Source organism: Kribbella sp. NPDC056951, from assembly GCF_042674205.1.
Classification (GTDB): Bacteria; Actinomycetota; Actinomycetes; order Propionibacteriales; family Kribbellaceae; genus Kribbella; species Kribbella yunnanensis.
The window spans coordinates 176,250-191,938 of the sequence record NZ_JBHUQZ010000008.1 but is presented as its reverse complement, the minus strand read 5'-3'; the positions used below and the strand labels follow the sequence as shown (position 1 = coordinate 191,938).

Here is a 15,689-nt window from a genome sequence, read left to right as displayed (position 1 = left end):
ATGGCGTTCGAGATCGCGACGGCCGGCGCGGCCGACATCCAGCGGTTCACCGAATGGGCGGCCGAGGAGCAATGGAATCCGGGCGTGTCGGACGCGCTCGCCTTCGCCGCCGCGGACCCGAACGGCTTCTTCGTCGGCCGGCTGGACGGTGAGCCGATCGCGTCGGTCTCGGGCGTGCGGTACGGCCCGGACTTCGGCTTTCTCGGGCTGTACATCGTGCGGCCGTCCGAGCGCGGCAAGGGCTACGGGATCCGCATCTGGCAGCACGTGATGAAGCACTTCGGCGACCGCAACGTCGCGCTCGACGGAGTGGTCGACCAGCAAGCGAACTACCAGAAGTCCGGGTTCCGCCACGCCTGGAACCACATCCGCCACGAAGGCATCCCTGCAGTCACCACAACGGATACCGGGTTGGTCGACGGGCGGTCGGTCCCGTTCGATCAGTTGGTTGCCTACGATCGGCGGTTCTTCCCGGCCGCCCGGGACGCCTTCCTGGCTCAGTGGATCAGCCTGCCCGGCTACCGTTCACTCGCCGCGATTCGCGACGGGCAGCTGACAGGGTTCGCCGTACTGCGGCCCGCGCGGAGCGGCTCGCGGATCGGACCGCTCTATGCGGCGTCGGACGAGATCGCCGCCGCACTGATCTCAGAACTAGCAGCTGGGCAGTCGGTCGGGCTGGACGTGCCCGACCGGAATCTGCCCGCGATGAAGCTGGTCGAGCGACTAGGGCTGGTGCCGACCTTCGAATGCGCGCGGATGTACACAGGCGCCGTACCGGATCTCGACCACGACGGCATCTTCGCCAGTACGACGCTGGAGCTCGGCTAGAACGGCAGTTTGGGCTGCGGCGGCGCGTGCGTCGGGTCGACACCGTCGAACAGACTGCTGACGGACTCACCGCCGTGGATCCGCTTGATCGCCTCGGCGAACAGACCGGCCACCGAGCTGACCTGCAGCTCCGGGAAGCCGTCCGGCCGCGGGACCGTGTCGGTGCTGATCACCTCGGTGATCGACGGGTGCGACCGGAGCCGCTCGACGGCCTTCCCGGCGAACAGACCGTGCGTGCAGGCGACCGCGGCCTCGGTGACACCGCGGTCCTTCAGCCGGTCCAGCAACTCGATGATCGAACCGCCGGTGGCGATCTCGTCGTCGAGCACGATCGCCCGCTTCCCGGTCACGTCACCGACGATCGCGTCGATCACGACCCGGTCGTCGGCCAGCCGCTGCTTGCTGCCCGCCGCGACCGGCAGACCGAGCAGCCGGGCGAACTGAGTGGCCGTCTTGGCAGCGCCCAGGTCCGGGCTGACCACGATCGTGTCGCTCAGGTCCCGGCCGCGGAAGTGATCCGCCAGCACGCCGATCGCGGTCAGATGGTCGACCGGTACCGAGAAGAATCCGTGCACCTGGGGTGCGTGCAGCGCCATCGTCAGCACTCGGTCGACCCCGGCGGTGACCAGCATGTCGGCGACCAGCCGGCCGCCGATCGAGATCCGGGACGCGTCCTTCTTGTCCGACCGCGCGTACGCGTAGTGCGGCATCACCGCGGTGATCTGCTGCGCCGACGCACCACGGGCCGCATCGATCATCAGCAGCAGCTCCATCAGGTGCTCCTGCGTCGGCGGTACCAGCGGCTGCACGATGTAGACATCACGCTGCCGGCAGTTCGCCTGCAGTTGTGCCTGTAAGCAGTCGTTGCTGAAACGATGGATCTCGACCGGTGAGAGCTGAACGCCGAGATCGGCGCAGATCCGCTCCGCTAGGTCGGTGTGGGCACTTCCGCTGAACACGACGATCTCTCGCACGGCTCTCCCCGAACACGCTGCCGATTCGACAGCTCGCAGCTTACTCGGCGGCGCTGCGGATCTTCGCGGCGAGGGCGTCGACGAGCGAGGTGACCAGCGTGATGGTGTCCTCGTCGATCAGGTTCCCGGCCCCGTCGAACCGCTCGTGCGCCCGGAACACCATCACCTCGGGCTTCACCACGACATCGGAGTGCGTCCAGACGAACACCTGCCGCAACGCCAGCTGCGCCCGGACCGTGCCGAAGTTCGTCGGTGCCGCGCCCATGATCGCCACCGGCTTGTGCAGCAACGACGACGTCGCGGCCGGCCGCGAGGCCCAGTCGATCGCGTTCTTCAGCGCACCCGGGATCGAGTAGTTGTACTCCGGGGTCGCGATCAGTACGCCGTCCGCCGCCCGGATCAGGTCCCGCAGCTCCCGCGCCTGCACCGGTAGGTTCTCCTCGGTGTCCAGGTCGCCGTTGTAATGCGGCAACTCCGCGAGCCCGTCGTACAGGTCGATCGTCACCCCGGCCGGCGCGTACTTCTGCGCCGCCCGCAGCAACGCGGTGTTCAGCGAGCCGGCCCGCAGGCTTCCCGAGATCCCCAGAATCCGAATGTCAGTCATTCAACTATTTAAACATAAACTACCTAGCCCTGGCATCCACCGGGTGTTCAGTGGCCTCGCGCCGCGCTAGATTCCTGTCATGACAGGTGCAAAGGCAGCTTTGGTACTGGCAGGGTTGATGGTCTCCGACGCTCCCCGGCCGGAGTTCGAGCAGGCGCTCCGGCCGTTCGCCCCGCTGATCGGCAGCTGGGACCTCGACGTGACCTGGTACGACGACGACGGCGGGGTGACCCGGGAGACCAAGGGCGAGTGGCATTTCGGCTGGGCGCTCGACGGCCGCGCGGTCGCCGACATCTGGATCACGCCGAGCCGCGCGACCCGGGCTCTCGACGGCGACGGCGAGTGGGGTCTCACCATTCGCCTGCACGATCCCGAGCTGGGTGCCTTCCGGTCGACCTGGATGGGCCCGAAGCACGGCGTGGTGATGACGTTCATCGGTCATCCCGGCCCGGACAGCATCACGCTCGAGGCCCGCGAGCCCAAGGCGGCGAAGACCCGCTGGATCTTCACCGAGATCACCGAGGACAGCTTCCAGTGGCGCAACGAAGACGAGGACGCCGACGGCACCATCACCGTCCGCCAACGCTTCGCCGCCCGCCGATCGACCTAATCAGCGGTGAGGAGGCGGGCGAGGGTCTCGGCGGCAGTGCGGCACTCGGCGCTGGACGCGTCCAGGTGGGTGACTACGCGGAGCTGGGTGGCGCCGATGCCGCCGACGAGGAGGCCCTCAGTGCGGGCGGCCGCGACAACCTCGGCGACGGTCTTGCCGGTGACTGACAGGTCGGCGACGACGATGTTTGTGTCGACCTGATCCGGCTTGACCGAACCAGGCGCGGCGTCAGCGAGGACCTCAGCGATCAGGCGCGCGTTGGCATGATCCTCGGCCAGGCGATCGATGTTGTGCTCGAGCGCATACAGACCAGCAGCAGCCAGTACGCCGGCCTGCCGCCACCCGGCGCCGAGGCGCTTGCGCCAGACACGGGCTTCGCGAATCAACTCCGTGGAACCAACGAGGACCGACCCGACCGGCGCGCCCAGCCCCTTGGACAGACACACACTCGCGGCGCTCGCACGAACGGCGTACGAGGCTAGCGTGCGCCCGGTGGCGATGGCCGCGTTCCACAGTCGAGCGCCGTCCAGGTGCAGCGGGATGCCACGAGATTCGAGCTCGTCGGCCAGAGCGTCGTACCCGTGCTGGATCGCGCCGCCGCCGAAATTGTGCGTGTTCTCGACCGAGACGGCTGACGTGGTGACGAAGTACGGGCCGAGGTCGGGCGCGATCAGCGCCCGGATCTGCTCGAGGTCGATCTGCCCGGCCGGCGCGCTCCACGTGCGCGTGGTGACGCCGCTGACGACCGCGTGCCCGCCGAGCTCGGCGCGCACCACATGGGCACTCTCCTCACACAGCAGCTCCCCGCCGCGCGGAATCAACGCCTGTACGCCGAGAAGGTTCGCCAGCGACCCCGTGGTCGTGAACAGCGCGGCCTCGTGACCGAGCAGTCCCGCGACGGTCTCCTCGAGCCGGTTGACCGTCGGATCCTCGCCGTACACGTCGTCGCCGACCGGCGCGCTCGTCATCGCCGCCAGCATCCCCGCCGACGGCCGGGTGACGGTGTCCGACCGGAGGTCGATCATGCTCGTGCGGCTCGCAACCGCTCGGCGACCAGGAACGCGAGCTCGAGCGACTGGTGCCGGTTCAGGCGCGGGTCGCAGGCGGTCTCGTACCGGTTCGCGAGATCCTCAGCCACCAATGCCTCACCACCACCGACACACTCGGTGACGTCGTCGCCGGTCAGCTCGATGTGCATACCGCCCGGCCACGTGCCGACCTGCTGATGCGCGTCGAAGAAGCCCTGGACCTCGTCCATCACCGCGTCGAAGCTGCGCGTCTTGTACCCGTTCGGCGTCTCGAACGTGTTCCCGTGCATCGGGTCGCACACCCACGCGATCGGCGAACCGTGATCACGCACCGCCTCCAGCAACGGGGGCAGCCCGTCGCGGATCTTGCCCGCACCCATCCGGGTGATGAAGGTCAACCGGCCCTCGATGCCCTTCGGGTTCAGCTTGTCGATCAGCGCCCGGATGTACTCCGGCGTCGTGGTCGGCCCGATCTTCACACCCAGCGGATTGCTCAACGACGCCAGGAACTCGACATGCGCGCCGTCCAGCTGCCGGGTCCGCTCCCCCACCCACAGCAGGTGCCCACCGACGTCGTACGGCTGCTCGGTGCGCGAGTCGATCCGGGTCAGCGCGTGTTCGTACTCAAGAATCAGCGCCTCGTGCGAGGCGTAGAAATCCACCGTCTTGAACTCGTCCGCCGTCGCGCCACACGCCCGCATGAACGCCAGCGCCCGCTCGATCTCGGTCGCCAACTGCTCATACCGCTGACCCACCGGCGACGACCGCACGAAGTCCGTGTTCCAGGCGTGCACCTGGTGCAGGTCGGCGTACCCACCGGTGGTGAACGCACGCGTCAGGTTCAGCGTCGCGGCCGCCGCGTTGTACACCCCACGCAACCGCCGCGGATCCGGAATCCGCGCCTCCGGCGTGAACTCCAGCCCGTTGACCGCATCCCCCCGGTACGACGGCAGCGTCACGCCGTCCCGAGTCTCCGCACCGGAACTCCGCGGCTTCGCATACTGCCCCGCGATCCGCCCGACCTTCACCACCGGCACACTCGCCGCGTACTGAAGCACCACCGACATCTGCAGCAACACCCGCAACTTCGCCCGGATGTTCTCCGCGGTCACCCCGTCGAACGTCTCCGCGCAATCCCCACCCTGCAGCAGAAACGCCTCACCCCGGGCCACCGCCCCGATCTTGGTCGTCAGGTCGTCACACTCACCCGCGAACACCAGCGGCGGCAACGTCCGCAGCTCCCCGATCACCTGCTCCAGCACCACCGGATCAGGCCACTCAGGCTGCTGCAGCGGCTTCAGCCCCCGCAACTCGTCCAAACTAGGAACCCCAGGCACTTCCCCGGCACTCAACGTCGCGAATTGCATGTCCTTACCCTAAGCGACCCCCACCAGCCCCGCACCGCCGTCTCAGTCACACCGGGGTACGACGCCGGGTCAGGAGGCTTTGGTGTCGCCGAGGCGGAGGTGGTCGTCTACGGACTCGCCGGCCTTGATGAGTTCTTTGGCCTTGTCGGCGTACATGTCGACGTACTCCTGGCCGGAGAGGTCCATCAGGGCGTACATGATCTCGTCGGTGACCGAGCGGAGGACGAAGCGGTCGCGCTCCATGCCTTCGTAGCGGGAGAAGTCCAGGGGTTCGCCGATGGCGACGCCGGGGCGGTTCATCCGGGGGAAGAGTTTGCCGGGCTCGCGGCGCCAGACCTTCGGCAGCACCGAGCCTGGGGGCTGGAGTTTGTGGGTGTCGATCATCGCGACCGGGATCACCGGGACGCCGGCGACGATGGCCATCCGGGCGACGCCGGTCTTGCCCTTGTAGAGGCGGCCGTCGGGTGAGCGGGTGCCTTCGGGGTAGATGCCGAAGAGTTCACCCTTCTTCAGGATGTCCAGGCCGGTGTTCAGGGCGGCCAGTGAGGCGCGGCCGCCGGAGCGGTCGATCGGGATCTGGCCGATGGACCGGAAGAAGGTCGCTGTCAGCTTGCCCTTGAGGCCGGGACCGGTAAAGTACTCCGATTTGGCCGGGAAGACGATCTGCCGCGGTACGGCGACCGGCAGGAAGATCGAGTCGGCGAACGCGAGGTGGTTGCTGACCAGGAGCGCCGGGCCGCTGGTCGGGATGTGCTCCAGGCCGGTCACTTTCGGCCGGAAGAACAGCTTCACGAATGGTGCAACGATGAACTGTCTGATGAGCAGGTACAGCATCCGCCTCGACCTCCGTCACTCGCCCGACATACGTCATCACCGACTCGGTACCCGTCCATGGTCGGTCTCTACCGCCTCCGGCACCAGTGCCCGCCGGTGCGGAGACTACGTTCCAGCTTCCCCCTCAGGCAATGTCACCGCCAGGAATGTTGGTGTTGCTCACCGTGTTGTCACCTGGATGCAGACTGGATGAAGTCCAGATGCGACCATTTGACGAACGCTGTGAGGAACCACGACCGGGCGAGGAGTCGACCGTGCCAGTGCAAGTCCATGCGGAGGAGTTCCGCAGCTCCGGGACCGGTGAGAACGCCGCTGTCGGCGTCCTGCTGAGCCACGGATTCACCGGCTCACCGCGCGCCATGCGCCCGTTCGGCGAGCACCTGGCCAATCTCGGGTACGGCGTGGCTGTGCCGCGGCTGCCCGGTCACGGCACCACCTGGCAGGAGATGAACCGCACCAGCTGGCCGGAGTGGTACGGCGTACTGGACAGCGAGCTGACGCGGCTTCGGCAGGAGCACGACCAGGTGGTCGTCATCGGACTGTCGATGGGCGGAGCGCTCGTCCTGCGGCTGGCCGAGGAGCACGGCGCCGACATTTCCGGGGTCGTCGTGATCAACCCGTCGGTGAGCACCGAGGACAAGCGGCTCGGGCTGCTGCCACTGCTGTCGAAGGTGATCCCCTCGTTCCCGGGCATCGCGAACGACATCAAGAAGCCCGGTGTGGACGAGGGCGCCTACTCCCGGATGCCGCTGCGGGCGGCGCACTCGCTGTCGCAGCTGTGGAAGGTCGTCCAGGCGGATCTGCCGAAAGTAACCCAGCCGGTGCTGCTTTTCCGCAGTACTGTCGATCACGTGGTCGAAGCCAGCTCTGCCCGCCGGGTCCTCACGTCGATTTCGTCGCGCGACGTGACCGAGACCCTGCTCGAGGACAGCTATCACGTCGCGACGCTGGACAACGACGCGCCACGGATCTTCGCGGACTCGGCAGCCTTCATTGCCCGCGTGACCGGCCCCGCCGATGCGTGACAACGGCCTGACCGCCGCGGAGTACACCTCACTCGGCGGCATCGACCCACTGGTCGCCGAGGCGGTTCTGGCCGCGCTGGCCAAGGCGGGCATCGCGGCGTACTGCGAGAGTTCCGACAACGTGCCGGACGAGCTGTTCGTCGACGCCGACCAGATCGAGCAGGCCCGCCCGGTGATCGTGCGCAGCACCGAGGACGCGGAGTGGAAGTCGCTGGTCGAGCAGTTCAACGCACCCTCCGCCCCGGGGCACGACGGCGGCGAGACTCCCGTACCGCGTTGGCCGGCGAGCGAGGATGTCGACGAGAAGTATGAGCCGCTGATCGACGTACCGGCTGGTTTGATCGTCGGCGACGACCCGGAGGACGAGCCCGAGGCCCGGCCGAAGCGGCCCGCCGACGACCCGCATGACCACTACATCCCACCGGAGCCGACCCGTGGCCCGAAGCTCGACTGGATCAGCCGGCTCGCCTGGCTCGGCCTGCTCGGCGGACCGATCCTGCTGATCCTGGCCGCGATCCTCGACTTCGGCGACAGCCGGATCACCGCGCTCGCGGTGGCCGGCTTCATCGGCGGCTTCCTCACCCTGGTCATCCGGATGAAGGATCGGCTTCCCCAGGACGACACCCCGGACGACGGAGCCGTGGTGTGAGTTAGCATCAGCAGATCGTCGGACAATCTGACGTTCTTGGTGAGGGAGGTACCCCGTGCAGGTCAGCGAGACGGTCGAGATCACCGGCCACCTGATGGATTCGGGGTTGCTGTCCCGGGTGCTCGACGACATCCGCGGGTACGGCGGTGAGTACACGCTGGACAAGTTCGACCTCGGCTACGACAAGGACGACCCGTCGACGGTCCGGATGACGGTCGGGGCGGACGACGAGGAGTCGCTGCAGCGGCTGCTGATGCGGATCCAGACCAAGGGCGCGAACCTGGTCGACCCCGGGACCCCGGAGATCACCGAGGTGACCCAGGACGGCGTCTTCCCGGACGGCTTCTACTCGACCACCAACCTGCCGACGAGCGTCCGGCTGGACGGCCACTGGGTGCTGGTACAGAACCCTGAGATGGACTGCGGGCTACTGGTGGAGGGCTCCACCGTCCGGACGATCCCGATGTCCGAGGTCAAGGCCGGGATGCGGATCATCTCCAGCGCGCAGGGTGTCAAGGTGACCCCGCCGATCGTCGCGAGCACCGAAGGGGACTTCGGGTTCATGGAGTCCGACGTGTCCAGCGAGAAGCCGCAGCGAGTGCTGGTCCAGCAGGTCGCCGACGGGATGCGCGAGGCGAAGGCGAACGGCCAGAAGGTGCTCTGGGTCGGCGGCCCGGGCATCGTGCACACCGGCGCCGCACCGGCCATGGTCGCGCTGGTCGAGGCCGGTTTCGTCGACATCCTGTTCGCCGGGAACGCACTGGCCACCCACGACATCGAGTCCTCCCTCTACGGTACGTCGCTCGGTGTCGACCTGGCCCGCGGTCGCGGCGTCGAGCACGGCCACGAGCACCACATCCGCGCAATCAACACGATCCGCAAAGCCGGTTCGATCGCGGCCGCTGTCGAGCAAGGCGTGCTGACCTCCGGGGTGATGCACGCGCTGGTCAAGAAGGGCAACAAGTTCGTCCTGGTCGGTTCGGTCCGCGACGACGGCCCGCTGCCCGACGTCTACACCGACGTCCTCGAGGGCCAGCGCGCGATGCGCAACGAGCTGGCCGGCGTCGGCTACTGCCTGATGGCCGCCACCATGCTGCACTCCGTTGCCACCGGCAACATCCTGCCGGCCTCGATCCCGCTGACCTGCGTCGATATCAACCCTGCCACGGTGACCAAGCTCGCGGACCGCGGCTCCACCCAGGCACGCGGCATCGTCACGGATGTCGGCCTGTTCGTCGAGCACCTGGCCCGCGAACTGTCGCCGTCGTACGCCGAGGCAAAATAGCCGGGTGACCCCAGACTTCACGTCGTTCCTGCGCCGGTTCGAAGAGGCCAACTCCGCGTTCGTGAACGGTGATGTCTCGTCGTGGATGCCACTGGTGTCGCACAGCGAGGTGAGCTCGATCTTCGGTGGATTCGGCGGCCGCGAGACCGGGTGGTCGCAGGTCGGGCCACGGTACGAGTGGGCGGCCGCCCAGTTCGCGCCGAGCGGGGCGAAGGTCCAGTTCGAGTACCTCGACCAGCACGTCGGCCCGGACTCGGCGTACACGGTCGCGATCGAGCGCTGCACGGTCCGGTACGTCGACCGCCCGGGTGAGCATCATCACGAACTGCGGGTCACGATGGTGTTCAGGGTCGAGGATGGCGACTGGAAGCTGGTCCACCGGCACGCGGACCCGCTCAACCTCAAGTCCACCCCCTGACTGCTTGGATGAACCCATGACCGAGCTTGTGCACCTGAGCACCGCCGACGGCGTGGCGACCATCACCCTGGACTCGCCGCACAACAAGAACGCGCTCTCCCAGCAACTCACGGGTGAACTCCTGGAGCACCTGGAGAGCGCGGCCGCGGACGACGCCGTACGGGTGATCGTGATCCGCTCGGCGCTCGACGTGTTCTGCTCGGGTGCCGACATGTCCGAGGCGACGAGTGTCGGCATGGGCGTCGGCGCTCAGCGCATGGTCGACGTCCAGCGCGCCATTGTCGCCAACCCCAAGCCCGTCATCGCGCGAGTGGCCGGCCCAGTCCGCGCGGGCGGTATCGGCATCGTGGCGGCCGCCGACATCAGCGTCGCCGGAGCCAGTACGACGTTCGCCCTGACCGAGGTCCGCCTCGGACTCGCGGCCGCGACGATCTCGCTGACCGTGCTCGCCCGCCTGAACGACCGCGCGGCGGCGTACACGTTCCTGACTGGCAACGCCTTCGACGGCCTGGAGGCCGCGCGCCTCGGTCTCGTCACACTCACCGTGAAGGACGACGAGCTGGACACCGCCCTCGACTCCCTGCTCGAGTCCGTCCTCAAGGGCGTCCCGCAGGGCCTCCGCGAGACCAAGAAGCTGCTCAACCGCGAACTCCTCGCCGACATCGACGCCCGCGGCACCGAACTCGCCGAACTCTCCGCCGGCCTCTTCGGCTCCCCCGCCGCCCAGGAGGCCATGCTCGCCTTCCTCAACCGGAAGAAGAAGAGCTAGGAGACGAAGCGCCACCAACGGTCGCGCTTGGGGCCTCGAAGCTTGCGGCGGCCGGGCCAGCGCCGGCCGCGTCCGGACACCCAGCGCTCGATTTCTTCGGGTGACGAGTGGTCAGGTGACCAGCGCTGGATGCGTTCGGACGCCCCGGCCCCGCGGGACAGCTCGGACAGCACGAGCGGTTGCCCCACCGCCGTGACCTGCAGATAGGTGGCTTCGATCCGCTGGTAGTGGCCCACGCAAAGGCCCGTCGGCCCGACCCGGTACTGGCGGCGGGTCTCGGCGTGCGGGCCGATGCACAGGCGGACATCGGAGCGCGGTACCGGGAACTCGATGAAGCGCTGCAGAAGGTTCGCGAGCCGGTAGAGATCGACCTCGGACAACGCCTCGACGTACGCGGGCTCAAGCGGTTCCAGCAGGCGAAGCAGTTCGTCGCGGCGGAGCGGTCCGCTGGGCAGATCGCGGAGCTCGCTCCCCAGGTAGTGCAGCCGGGAGAGCGAAACCATCCAGACCGAGCCGGCCCACCAGTTCACGGCGAGGAGGACGACCGCCAGTACCACCTGGGTCCAGCTGCCGAGGACGATCCGGCCCGCCTCCACGCGCCAGGGCATGACCGCGAGCAGCAGGATCACAGCCGCGCCGTACGCGACCCAGGCCGACGGATCGCGCAGGCTCATCGGGTGATACCTGCCGCCGGGGCGTCGGGGCAGCGCCCGGGAGCGCATCCCGAAGACGAACGGATTGCCGCTGCTCGTGACCTCGCGGAACACCTGCAGGGCCTGCTCGGGCAGGTGCAGGTACGGCAGGTAGGCCGTGATGCGATGGGCCAGGAACGCACCGGTGAACGCGTGCGCCGCTGTCAGTGCCAACAGCCCCACCCAGGCGAAGTCGAGCGGAAGAGTGACGCCCCCGAGGGACAAGTCCGCACTGCCGGTAAACAGCCGGGCCGCGATCGTGGCGAGACACAGTACGGCGCCGATCGCGAGCAGGCGCGAACAAACTTTGGCACCGGTGAGGATCCGGGCGCTTTCGGATGCCTGGTCGGGCCGACTGAGATAGTCGGCCCGATACTCACGCCAGGCGCGGCTGGAACGTTTCGCCATTCAGGCGATTATGGCAGTGCGAGGAGGTCCAGCCGGTACGTCGATCCGGCGACCAACTCGAGTGGGACGCGGCTGTCGCCGTACCGGATGGTGCGGGTCTGGTCGTGGTCGGCGGTGAAGGTGGCTTTGCGGCTGGCCGGGGACCAGGTGAGGTCGATGGTGACGCCGCCGCGGGCTCGGAGGCCGGTGATGGTGCCGGTGGGCCAGTCGGTCGGGAGAGCCGGGAAGAGTTCCAGCTCGCCGGTGTGGCTTTGGAGGAGCATTTCGGCGATGCCTGCGGTCGCGCCGAAGTTGCCGTCGATTTGGAACGGCGGGTGCGCGCACAGCAGGTTCGGGTAGACGCCTGCGCCGCTGCCGACGTAGTCGGTCTCGGTGTCGTCAGCCAGGGTCAGGAACGCGCGGACCAGCCGGTGCGCGGCCCCGCCGTCGCGGAGACGGGCACGGAGGTTGATCTTCCAGGCGAGTGACCAGCCGGTGGCCTGGTCGCCGCGCAGGTCCATCGTCCGCGTGGCTGCGGCCGCGAGTTCGGGTGTGCTGTCCGGGGTGATCAGGTCGCCCGGGTGCAGTCCGATCAGATGCGACATGTGCCGGTGGTGCGGATCCTGCTCAGGCAGATCAGCCGCCCACTCCTGCAGTTGGCCCTGGCTGCCGATCGACGGCTCCGGGATCCGCTTCCGGGCGGCCGCGAACTCATCCACCAGTACGTCGGTCAGCCCGAGTGCCGAGGCGGTCTCGACGCAGCGGTCGAACAGGTCGGCGATCAGCGCGAGATCCATCGTCGACGAGACCGTGACAGACGCCGGTTCGCCGTCGGCGGCGACGTACTCGTTCTCCGGGGAGGTGGAGGGCGACGTACCGAGCGTGCCGTCGGGGAGCTCGGTCAGCCAGTCGAGGCAGAACTCCGCGGCGCCCCGCAGCACCGGCCACGCGCGCTCGAGGAACTCACGGTCGCCGGTGAACGCGTAGTGCTCCCACAGATGCCGGACCAGCCAGGTGCCGGCCATCGGCCAGTTCGACCACTTCGGGTTGCCGTCGACCGGGACGGTCCAGCACCACGCGTCGGCGTTGTGGTGCGCGGTCCAGCCCGGTGCGCCGTAGCGCTCTTCGGCCGTACGGCGGCCCGCCGTGGCGAGGTGGCCGAGATAGCTGAGCAGCGGTTCGTGGCACTCGGACAGGTTGGTGGTCTCGGCCGGCCAGTAGTTCATCTCGGTGTTGATGTTGACCGTGTAGTTGGAGCTCCACGGCGGCTGCAGGATGTCGTTCCAGATCCCCTGCAGGTTGGTCGGCAGACCACCCGGCCGCGAGCTCGCGATCATCAGGTACCGGCCGTAGTTGAAGATCAGCGCGGCGAGCGCGGGATCGTCGGAGTGCGCGAGCCGCTGGTCGGTCGGCAGCTCGGCCGCGTCCGTCGCGGGGAGGTCCAACGTCGACCGGCGGTAGAGCGCGCGATGGTCGGCAACATGCTCAGCCAGCAACTCGTCGTACCCACGGCTGAGCGCGGCCCGCACCCGCTCGTCCGCCTCAGCAAAACACTCCTCGCCCGTCCGCGTCGGCGCGGTCGCCGGATCCACGTAACCGGTCGCGGTCGACAAGACGAAGGTGATCTCAGTGGCGTCGGCCGCAGACATCCCGCCACCCGAGCCGTTGCTGGCGATGCGGAGCGCGATTGCGGCGGCCATCCCCCGGTCGGGGCCATCCGAGTAGCGGACCGGTACGACGCCTGGGCGGTGTGGCGGGGCGACGTCGGCGGGAGCCTGGATCAGCAGACCGCCTTCAACCGGCGAGGACTGCAGTTGCGTGATCAGCCGGGCGGTTACCCCGATCGGCGCCGACGCCGTCACCCGGACGACGAACACGCCCGCCGGATGACTCACGAACGCCTCCTGGCGAACGGTGAGACCTCCGATCTCGTACTCAACGGTGGCCGTCGCCGAATCGAGGTCGAGGGCACGCTGGTACGACGTGGGCTCGCCGTCGACGGTGTAGTCGAGCAGGAGGTCGCCCAGCGGCAGGTAGGCCTGCGAGTGACCGGCCTGGAGACCACCGGCGAGTTCCTCCGCCCGCCGTACGTCGCCGGCCGCGACGGCATCCCGAACCGCCTGCACAGCCTGCGATCCGACCGCACCTTTCGGTACCGAGAGCAGCCGCTGCGTCTCCGGGCTGCCGGACCACAGCGTCTCGTCGTTCAGCGCGAGCCGCTCGGTCCCGGGCCGGCCGAAGCACATCACCCCGATCCGGCCGTTGCCCAGCGGCAACGCCTCAACCCACTCCCCTGCCGGACGGTCGTAGCGCAAGCTGCTCACCGGATTCACCATAGGAGAGATCCTATGTCTCAGAGGTGGAGTTCAATCAAGAGGGGAAGGTGGTCGGATGCTTTCGGGAGGTCGTCCGCGACCTCCGGCGGCATCGGCAGAATCCGCCCGGAGAGCTCCGGCGAGACATGCGCCCCGTCGATCCGCTTATGCGGATCACTCGAACTGAACGTCGGCCCGGCGTCCACCCCGAGGTCGACCAGCCCCTCATCGGCCAATCGCTTCCAGACCGGACCGTCCGGCGTCTCGTTGAGATCACCGACGAGGAGGTACGGCGTACCGAACGATCGGCAGCCGCGCAGTACCTGCTCCAACTCGTGCTGCCGCCCAAGAATGTGCAGCCCCAGATGGCACACGACCAGCGCCAACTCCGCCGACCCCAACGTCACCCGCCCACCGACCGCACCGCCAGGCAGCTGCGTCGCAATCAGCCGCAGCCGACGACGGACGAACGGCCGCCAAATCCGCCAGTGCAACGCCTGCACGAGATCGATGCTGTCAGCAACCAAAACCGCGTTCCGCGCCGAAGCGGCGACGTACCGCAGCCCAAAACTAGCCGCCATAGCCCGCCGCTTCCGCCGAGTCCCCCACCACGTAGGAGCCTCCTGCACCAACATCACATCAGGCGCACAAGCCCGCACCACCCGAGCCAACGCCTCCCGGTCGTCCCCCCACCGGTGCACGTTGTAGGAGAGAACCCTGAGGACGGCGGGCTGTTCGGTCATGCCTCCGAGTCGTCCAGCTCGACGGTCGTCTCGGGGGCCGAGGCGGCGCGGAGGCCGGTACGGCGGGCGGCCGACTTGCGGGCGGCTCGTTCGACCCGCGTGGACCGGCCGCGCGCAGCAGCTGTCTTCGCCGTGACTGCGGTTGTCTTGACGCGGACCCGGCGCAACCAGGTTGCCTCTTCGCGGGCGAGGTCGGCCGCACCAACCATGCCCGCCTCGGGCCCCAGCACCGCACGCACGATCCGCGCCTCCGGCCGGAAACCACGGCCGGTCAGCGTCCGCTTGAATGCCTCCCGCGCCGGCGCCAGCAGCAGCTCACCCGCGTCCGACACCCCACCACCGATCACGAAGGTGCCCGGGTCCAAAGCAGCCGCCAGGTTGGCCAGCCCAATCCCCAACCAGCGACCGACATCCTCGAGCAGCTCGACCGCGACCGGATCGCCGTCCTTCGCCAGCTCGGTGACCATCGGTCCGTTGATCTTGCGCGGGTCCCCACCGGCCGCCCGCAACAGATTGTGCGCGACCGGCGAACCGGACAGCGCAAGCTCCCGCGCCTCCCGGGTCAGCGCGTTCCCGGAGGCGTACTGCTCCCAGCAACCACGGTTGCCGCACTCACAGCGATGCCCGCCCGGCACGACCTGCATGTGCCCGAATTCCCCCGCGATACCGAACTTCCCGCGCTGCAACGCACCGTCGTTCAGGATCGCCCCGCCGATACCGGTACCCAGCGTGACGCAGACCAGGTGGCTCTCGCCCTGCCCACCCCCGAAGCGCCACTCCGACCAAGCCGCCGCGTTCGCATCGTTCTCAACCACAACCGGTACGCCGAGGCGTCGTTCGACCGCGTCCCGCAGCGGCTCGTGCCGCCAGGCCAGGTGTGGTGCGAACAGCACCGACGACCGGGTCCCGTCGACGAATCCGGCGGCTCCGATGCCGACCGCGATCACGTCATGCCGCGACTCGAGGTCACGGACGATCTCGGCGATCGCGTCCTCGGTCTCGCGCGGATCCTTGGTCGGCGTGTCCCGGCGCAGCCGGTCCAGGATGTTGCCTTCGGGGTCGACCACACCGGCGGCGACCTTGGTGCCACCGATGTCGATGCCGATCGTCAAAGCCTGCGTCAGAGCCACACGAGCCTCCTCGTCGTGTCCCCCTCGGTAG

Annotated in this window: 16 protein-coding genes; 7 read left to right on the top strand and 9 right to left on the bottom strand. The window is 68.4% G+C overall.

Annotated features, from left to right (window positions below):
* Positions 1–828, top strand: a complete 828-nt coding sequence (locus ACFTSF_RS28610) for a GNAT family N-acetyltransferase (protein ID WP_380157128.1) — start codon at positions 1–3, stop codon at positions 826–828.
* Here ACFTSF_RS28610 and ACFTSF_RS28605 read toward each other — a convergent pair.
* Positions 825–1,802, bottom strand: a complete 978-nt coding sequence (locus ACFTSF_RS28605; protein WP_380157126.1) for a ribose-phosphate diphosphokinase — start codon at positions 1,800–1,802, stop codon at positions 825–827. The genes ACFTSF_RS28610 and ACFTSF_RS28605 overlap by 4 nt on opposite strands.
* Before the next feature lie 40 nt (positions 1,803–1,842).
* Positions 1,843–2,406, bottom strand: coding sequence for an NADPH-dependent FMN reductase (locus ACFTSF_RS28600; protein WP_380157125.1), 564 nt, complete (start codon positions 2,404–2,406; stop codon positions 1,843–1,845).
* Between the two features lie 79 nt (positions 2,407–2,485).
* On the opposite strand from ACFTSF_RS28600, the gene ACFTSF_RS28595 reads away from it, so the two are divergent.
* Entirely contained in the window at positions 2,486–3,016 is a 531-nt protein-coding gene (locus ACFTSF_RS28595; protein ID WP_380157123.1) for a hypothetical protein, read from the top strand.
* Here the strand turns inward: ACFTSF_RS28595 and ACFTSF_RS28590 are convergent.
* The 3 genes from ACFTSF_RS28590 to ACFTSF_RS28580 form a co-directional block, all read right to left on the bottom strand.
* Complete coding sequence (locus tag ACFTSF_RS28590; protein ID WP_380157122.1) at positions 3,013–4,041, bottom strand: threonine aldolase family protein; 1,029 nt, start codon at positions 4,039–4,041, stop codon at positions 3,013–3,015. The two genes, ACFTSF_RS28595 and ACFTSF_RS28590, sit on opposite strands and share 4 nt — an antisense overlap.
* Complete coding sequence (locus ACFTSF_RS28585; RefSeq protein WP_344150712.1) at positions 4,038–5,411, bottom strand: class II 3-deoxy-7-phosphoheptulonate synthase; 1,374 nt, start codon at positions 5,409–5,411, stop codon at positions 4,038–4,040. The genes ACFTSF_RS28590 and ACFTSF_RS28585 overlap by 4 nt, the downstream gene beginning before the upstream one ends.
* A 69-nt stretch (positions 5,412–5,480) precedes the next feature.
* Positions 5,481–6,245: a lysophospholipid acyltransferase family protein gene (locus ACFTSF_RS28580; RefSeq protein ID WP_344150709.1), complete on the bottom strand. Its 765-nt coding sequence runs from the start codon at positions 6,243–6,245 to the stop codon at positions 5,481–5,483.
* Positions 6,246–6,499: 254 nt separating this feature from the next.
* Here ACFTSF_RS28580 and ACFTSF_RS28575 point away from each other — a divergent pair, with 254 nt between their 5' ends.
* From ACFTSF_RS28575 to ACFTSF_RS28555, 5 genes are read left to right on the top strand one after another with little or no spacing between them, the layout of a single operon-like run.
* Complete coding sequence (locus ACFTSF_RS28575; protein WP_380157120.1) at positions 6,500–7,270, top strand: alpha/beta hydrolase; 771 nt, start codon at positions 6,500–6,502, stop codon at positions 7,268–7,270.
* The gene (locus ACFTSF_RS28570) at positions 7,263–7,919 is read left to right on the top strand and encodes a hypothetical protein (protein WP_380157118.1); all 657 of its coding nucleotides are present in this window, start codon (positions 7,263–7,265) and stop codon (positions 7,917–7,919) included. The genes ACFTSF_RS28575 and ACFTSF_RS28570 overlap by 8 nt, the downstream gene beginning before the upstream one ends.
* 55 nt (positions 7,920–7,974) lie before the next feature.
* On the top strand, positions 7,975–9,204 hold the full coding sequence (locus ACFTSF_RS28565; RefSeq protein ID WP_380157116.1) for a TIGR00300 family protein: 1,230 nt from the start codon (positions 7,975–7,977) through the stop codon (positions 9,202–9,204).
* Between the two features lie 4 nt (positions 9,205–9,208).
* Positions 9,209–9,622, top strand: a complete 414-nt coding sequence (locus tag ACFTSF_RS28560; RefSeq protein ID WP_380157114.1) for a YybH family protein — start codon at positions 9,209–9,211, stop codon at positions 9,620–9,622.
* 16 nt (positions 9,623–9,638) lie between these two features.
* Entirely contained in the window at positions 9,639–10,391 is a 753-nt protein-coding gene (locus ACFTSF_RS28555) for an enoyl-CoA hydratase-related protein (protein ID WP_380157112.1), read from the top strand.
* Here the strand turns inward: ACFTSF_RS28555 and ACFTSF_RS28550 are convergent.
* The 4 genes from ACFTSF_RS28550 to ACFTSF_RS28535 are packed head-to-tail and all read right to left on the bottom strand — an operon-like array spanning position 10,388 to position 15,658.
* Positions 10,388–11,491, bottom strand: a complete 1,104-nt coding sequence (locus ACFTSF_RS28550) for a hypothetical protein (RefSeq protein WP_380157110.1) — start codon at positions 11,489–11,491, stop codon at positions 10,388–10,390. The two genes, ACFTSF_RS28555 and ACFTSF_RS28550, sit on opposite strands and share 4 nt — an antisense overlap.
* A gap of 8 nt (positions 11,492–11,499) precedes the next feature.
* Entirely contained in the window at positions 11,500–13,794 is a 2,295-nt protein-coding gene (locus ACFTSF_RS28545; RefSeq protein ID WP_380157109.1) for a glycoside hydrolase N-terminal domain-containing protein, read from the bottom strand.
* A 29-nt stretch (positions 13,795–13,823) separates the two neighbouring features.
* Positions 13,824–14,528: an endonuclease/exonuclease/phosphatase family protein gene (locus tag ACFTSF_RS28540; protein WP_380157108.1), complete on the bottom strand. Its 705-nt coding sequence runs from the start codon at positions 14,526–14,528 to the stop codon at positions 13,824–13,826.
* Positions 14,525–15,658, bottom strand: coding sequence for an ROK family glucokinase (locus ACFTSF_RS28535; RefSeq protein WP_380157106.1), 1,134 nt, complete (start codon positions 15,656–15,658; stop codon positions 14,525–14,527). The genes ACFTSF_RS28540 and ACFTSF_RS28535 overlap by 4 nt, the downstream gene beginning before the upstream one ends.
* Between the last annotated feature and the right edge of the window lie 31 nt (positions 15,659–15,689).

What these genes read in the sequence shown, in the direction of transcription:
- ACFTSF_RS28610 (WP_380157128.1), top strand. Translation starts at nt 1, where the DNA reads ATGGCGTTCGAGATCGCGACGGCCGGCGCGGCCGACATCCAGCGGTTC.
- ACFTSF_RS28600 (WP_380157125.1), bottom strand. Translation starts at nt 2,406, where the DNA reads ATGACTGACATTCGGATTCTGGGGATCTCGGGAAGCCTGCGGGCCGGC.
- ACFTSF_RS28595 (WP_380157123.1), top strand. Translation starts at nt 2,486, where the DNA reads ATGACAGGTGCAAAGGCAGCTTTGGTACTGGCAGGGTTGATGGTCTCC.
- ACFTSF_RS28590 (WP_380157122.1), bottom strand. Translation starts at nt 4,041, where the DNA reads ATGATCGACCTCCGGTCGGACACCGTCACCCGGCCGTCGGCGGGGATG.
- ACFTSF_RS28585 (WP_344150712.1), bottom strand. Translation starts at nt 5,411, where the DNA reads ATGCAATTCGCGACGTTGAGTGCCGGGGAAGTGCCTGGGGTTCCTAGT.
- ACFTSF_RS28580 (WP_344150709.1), bottom strand. Translation starts at nt 6,245, where the DNA reads ATGCTGTACCTGCTCATCAGACAGTTCATCGTTGCACCATTCGTGAAG.
- ACFTSF_RS28570 (WP_380157118.1), top strand. Translation starts at nt 7,263, where the DNA reads ATGCGTGACAACGGCCTGACCGCCGCGGAGTACACCTCACTCGGCGGC.
- ACFTSF_RS28555 (WP_380157112.1), top strand. Translation starts at nt 9,639, where the DNA reads ATGACCGAGCTTGTGCACCTGAGCACCGCCGACGGCGTGGCGACCATC.
- ACFTSF_RS28550 (WP_380157110.1), bottom strand. Translation starts at nt 11,491, where the DNA reads ATGGCGAAACGTTCCAGCCGCGCCTGGCGTGAGTATCGGGCCGACTAT.
- ACFTSF_RS28540 (WP_380157108.1), bottom strand. Translation starts at nt 14,528, where the DNA reads ATGACCGAACAGCCCGCCGTCCTCAGGGTTCTCTCCTACAACGTGCAC.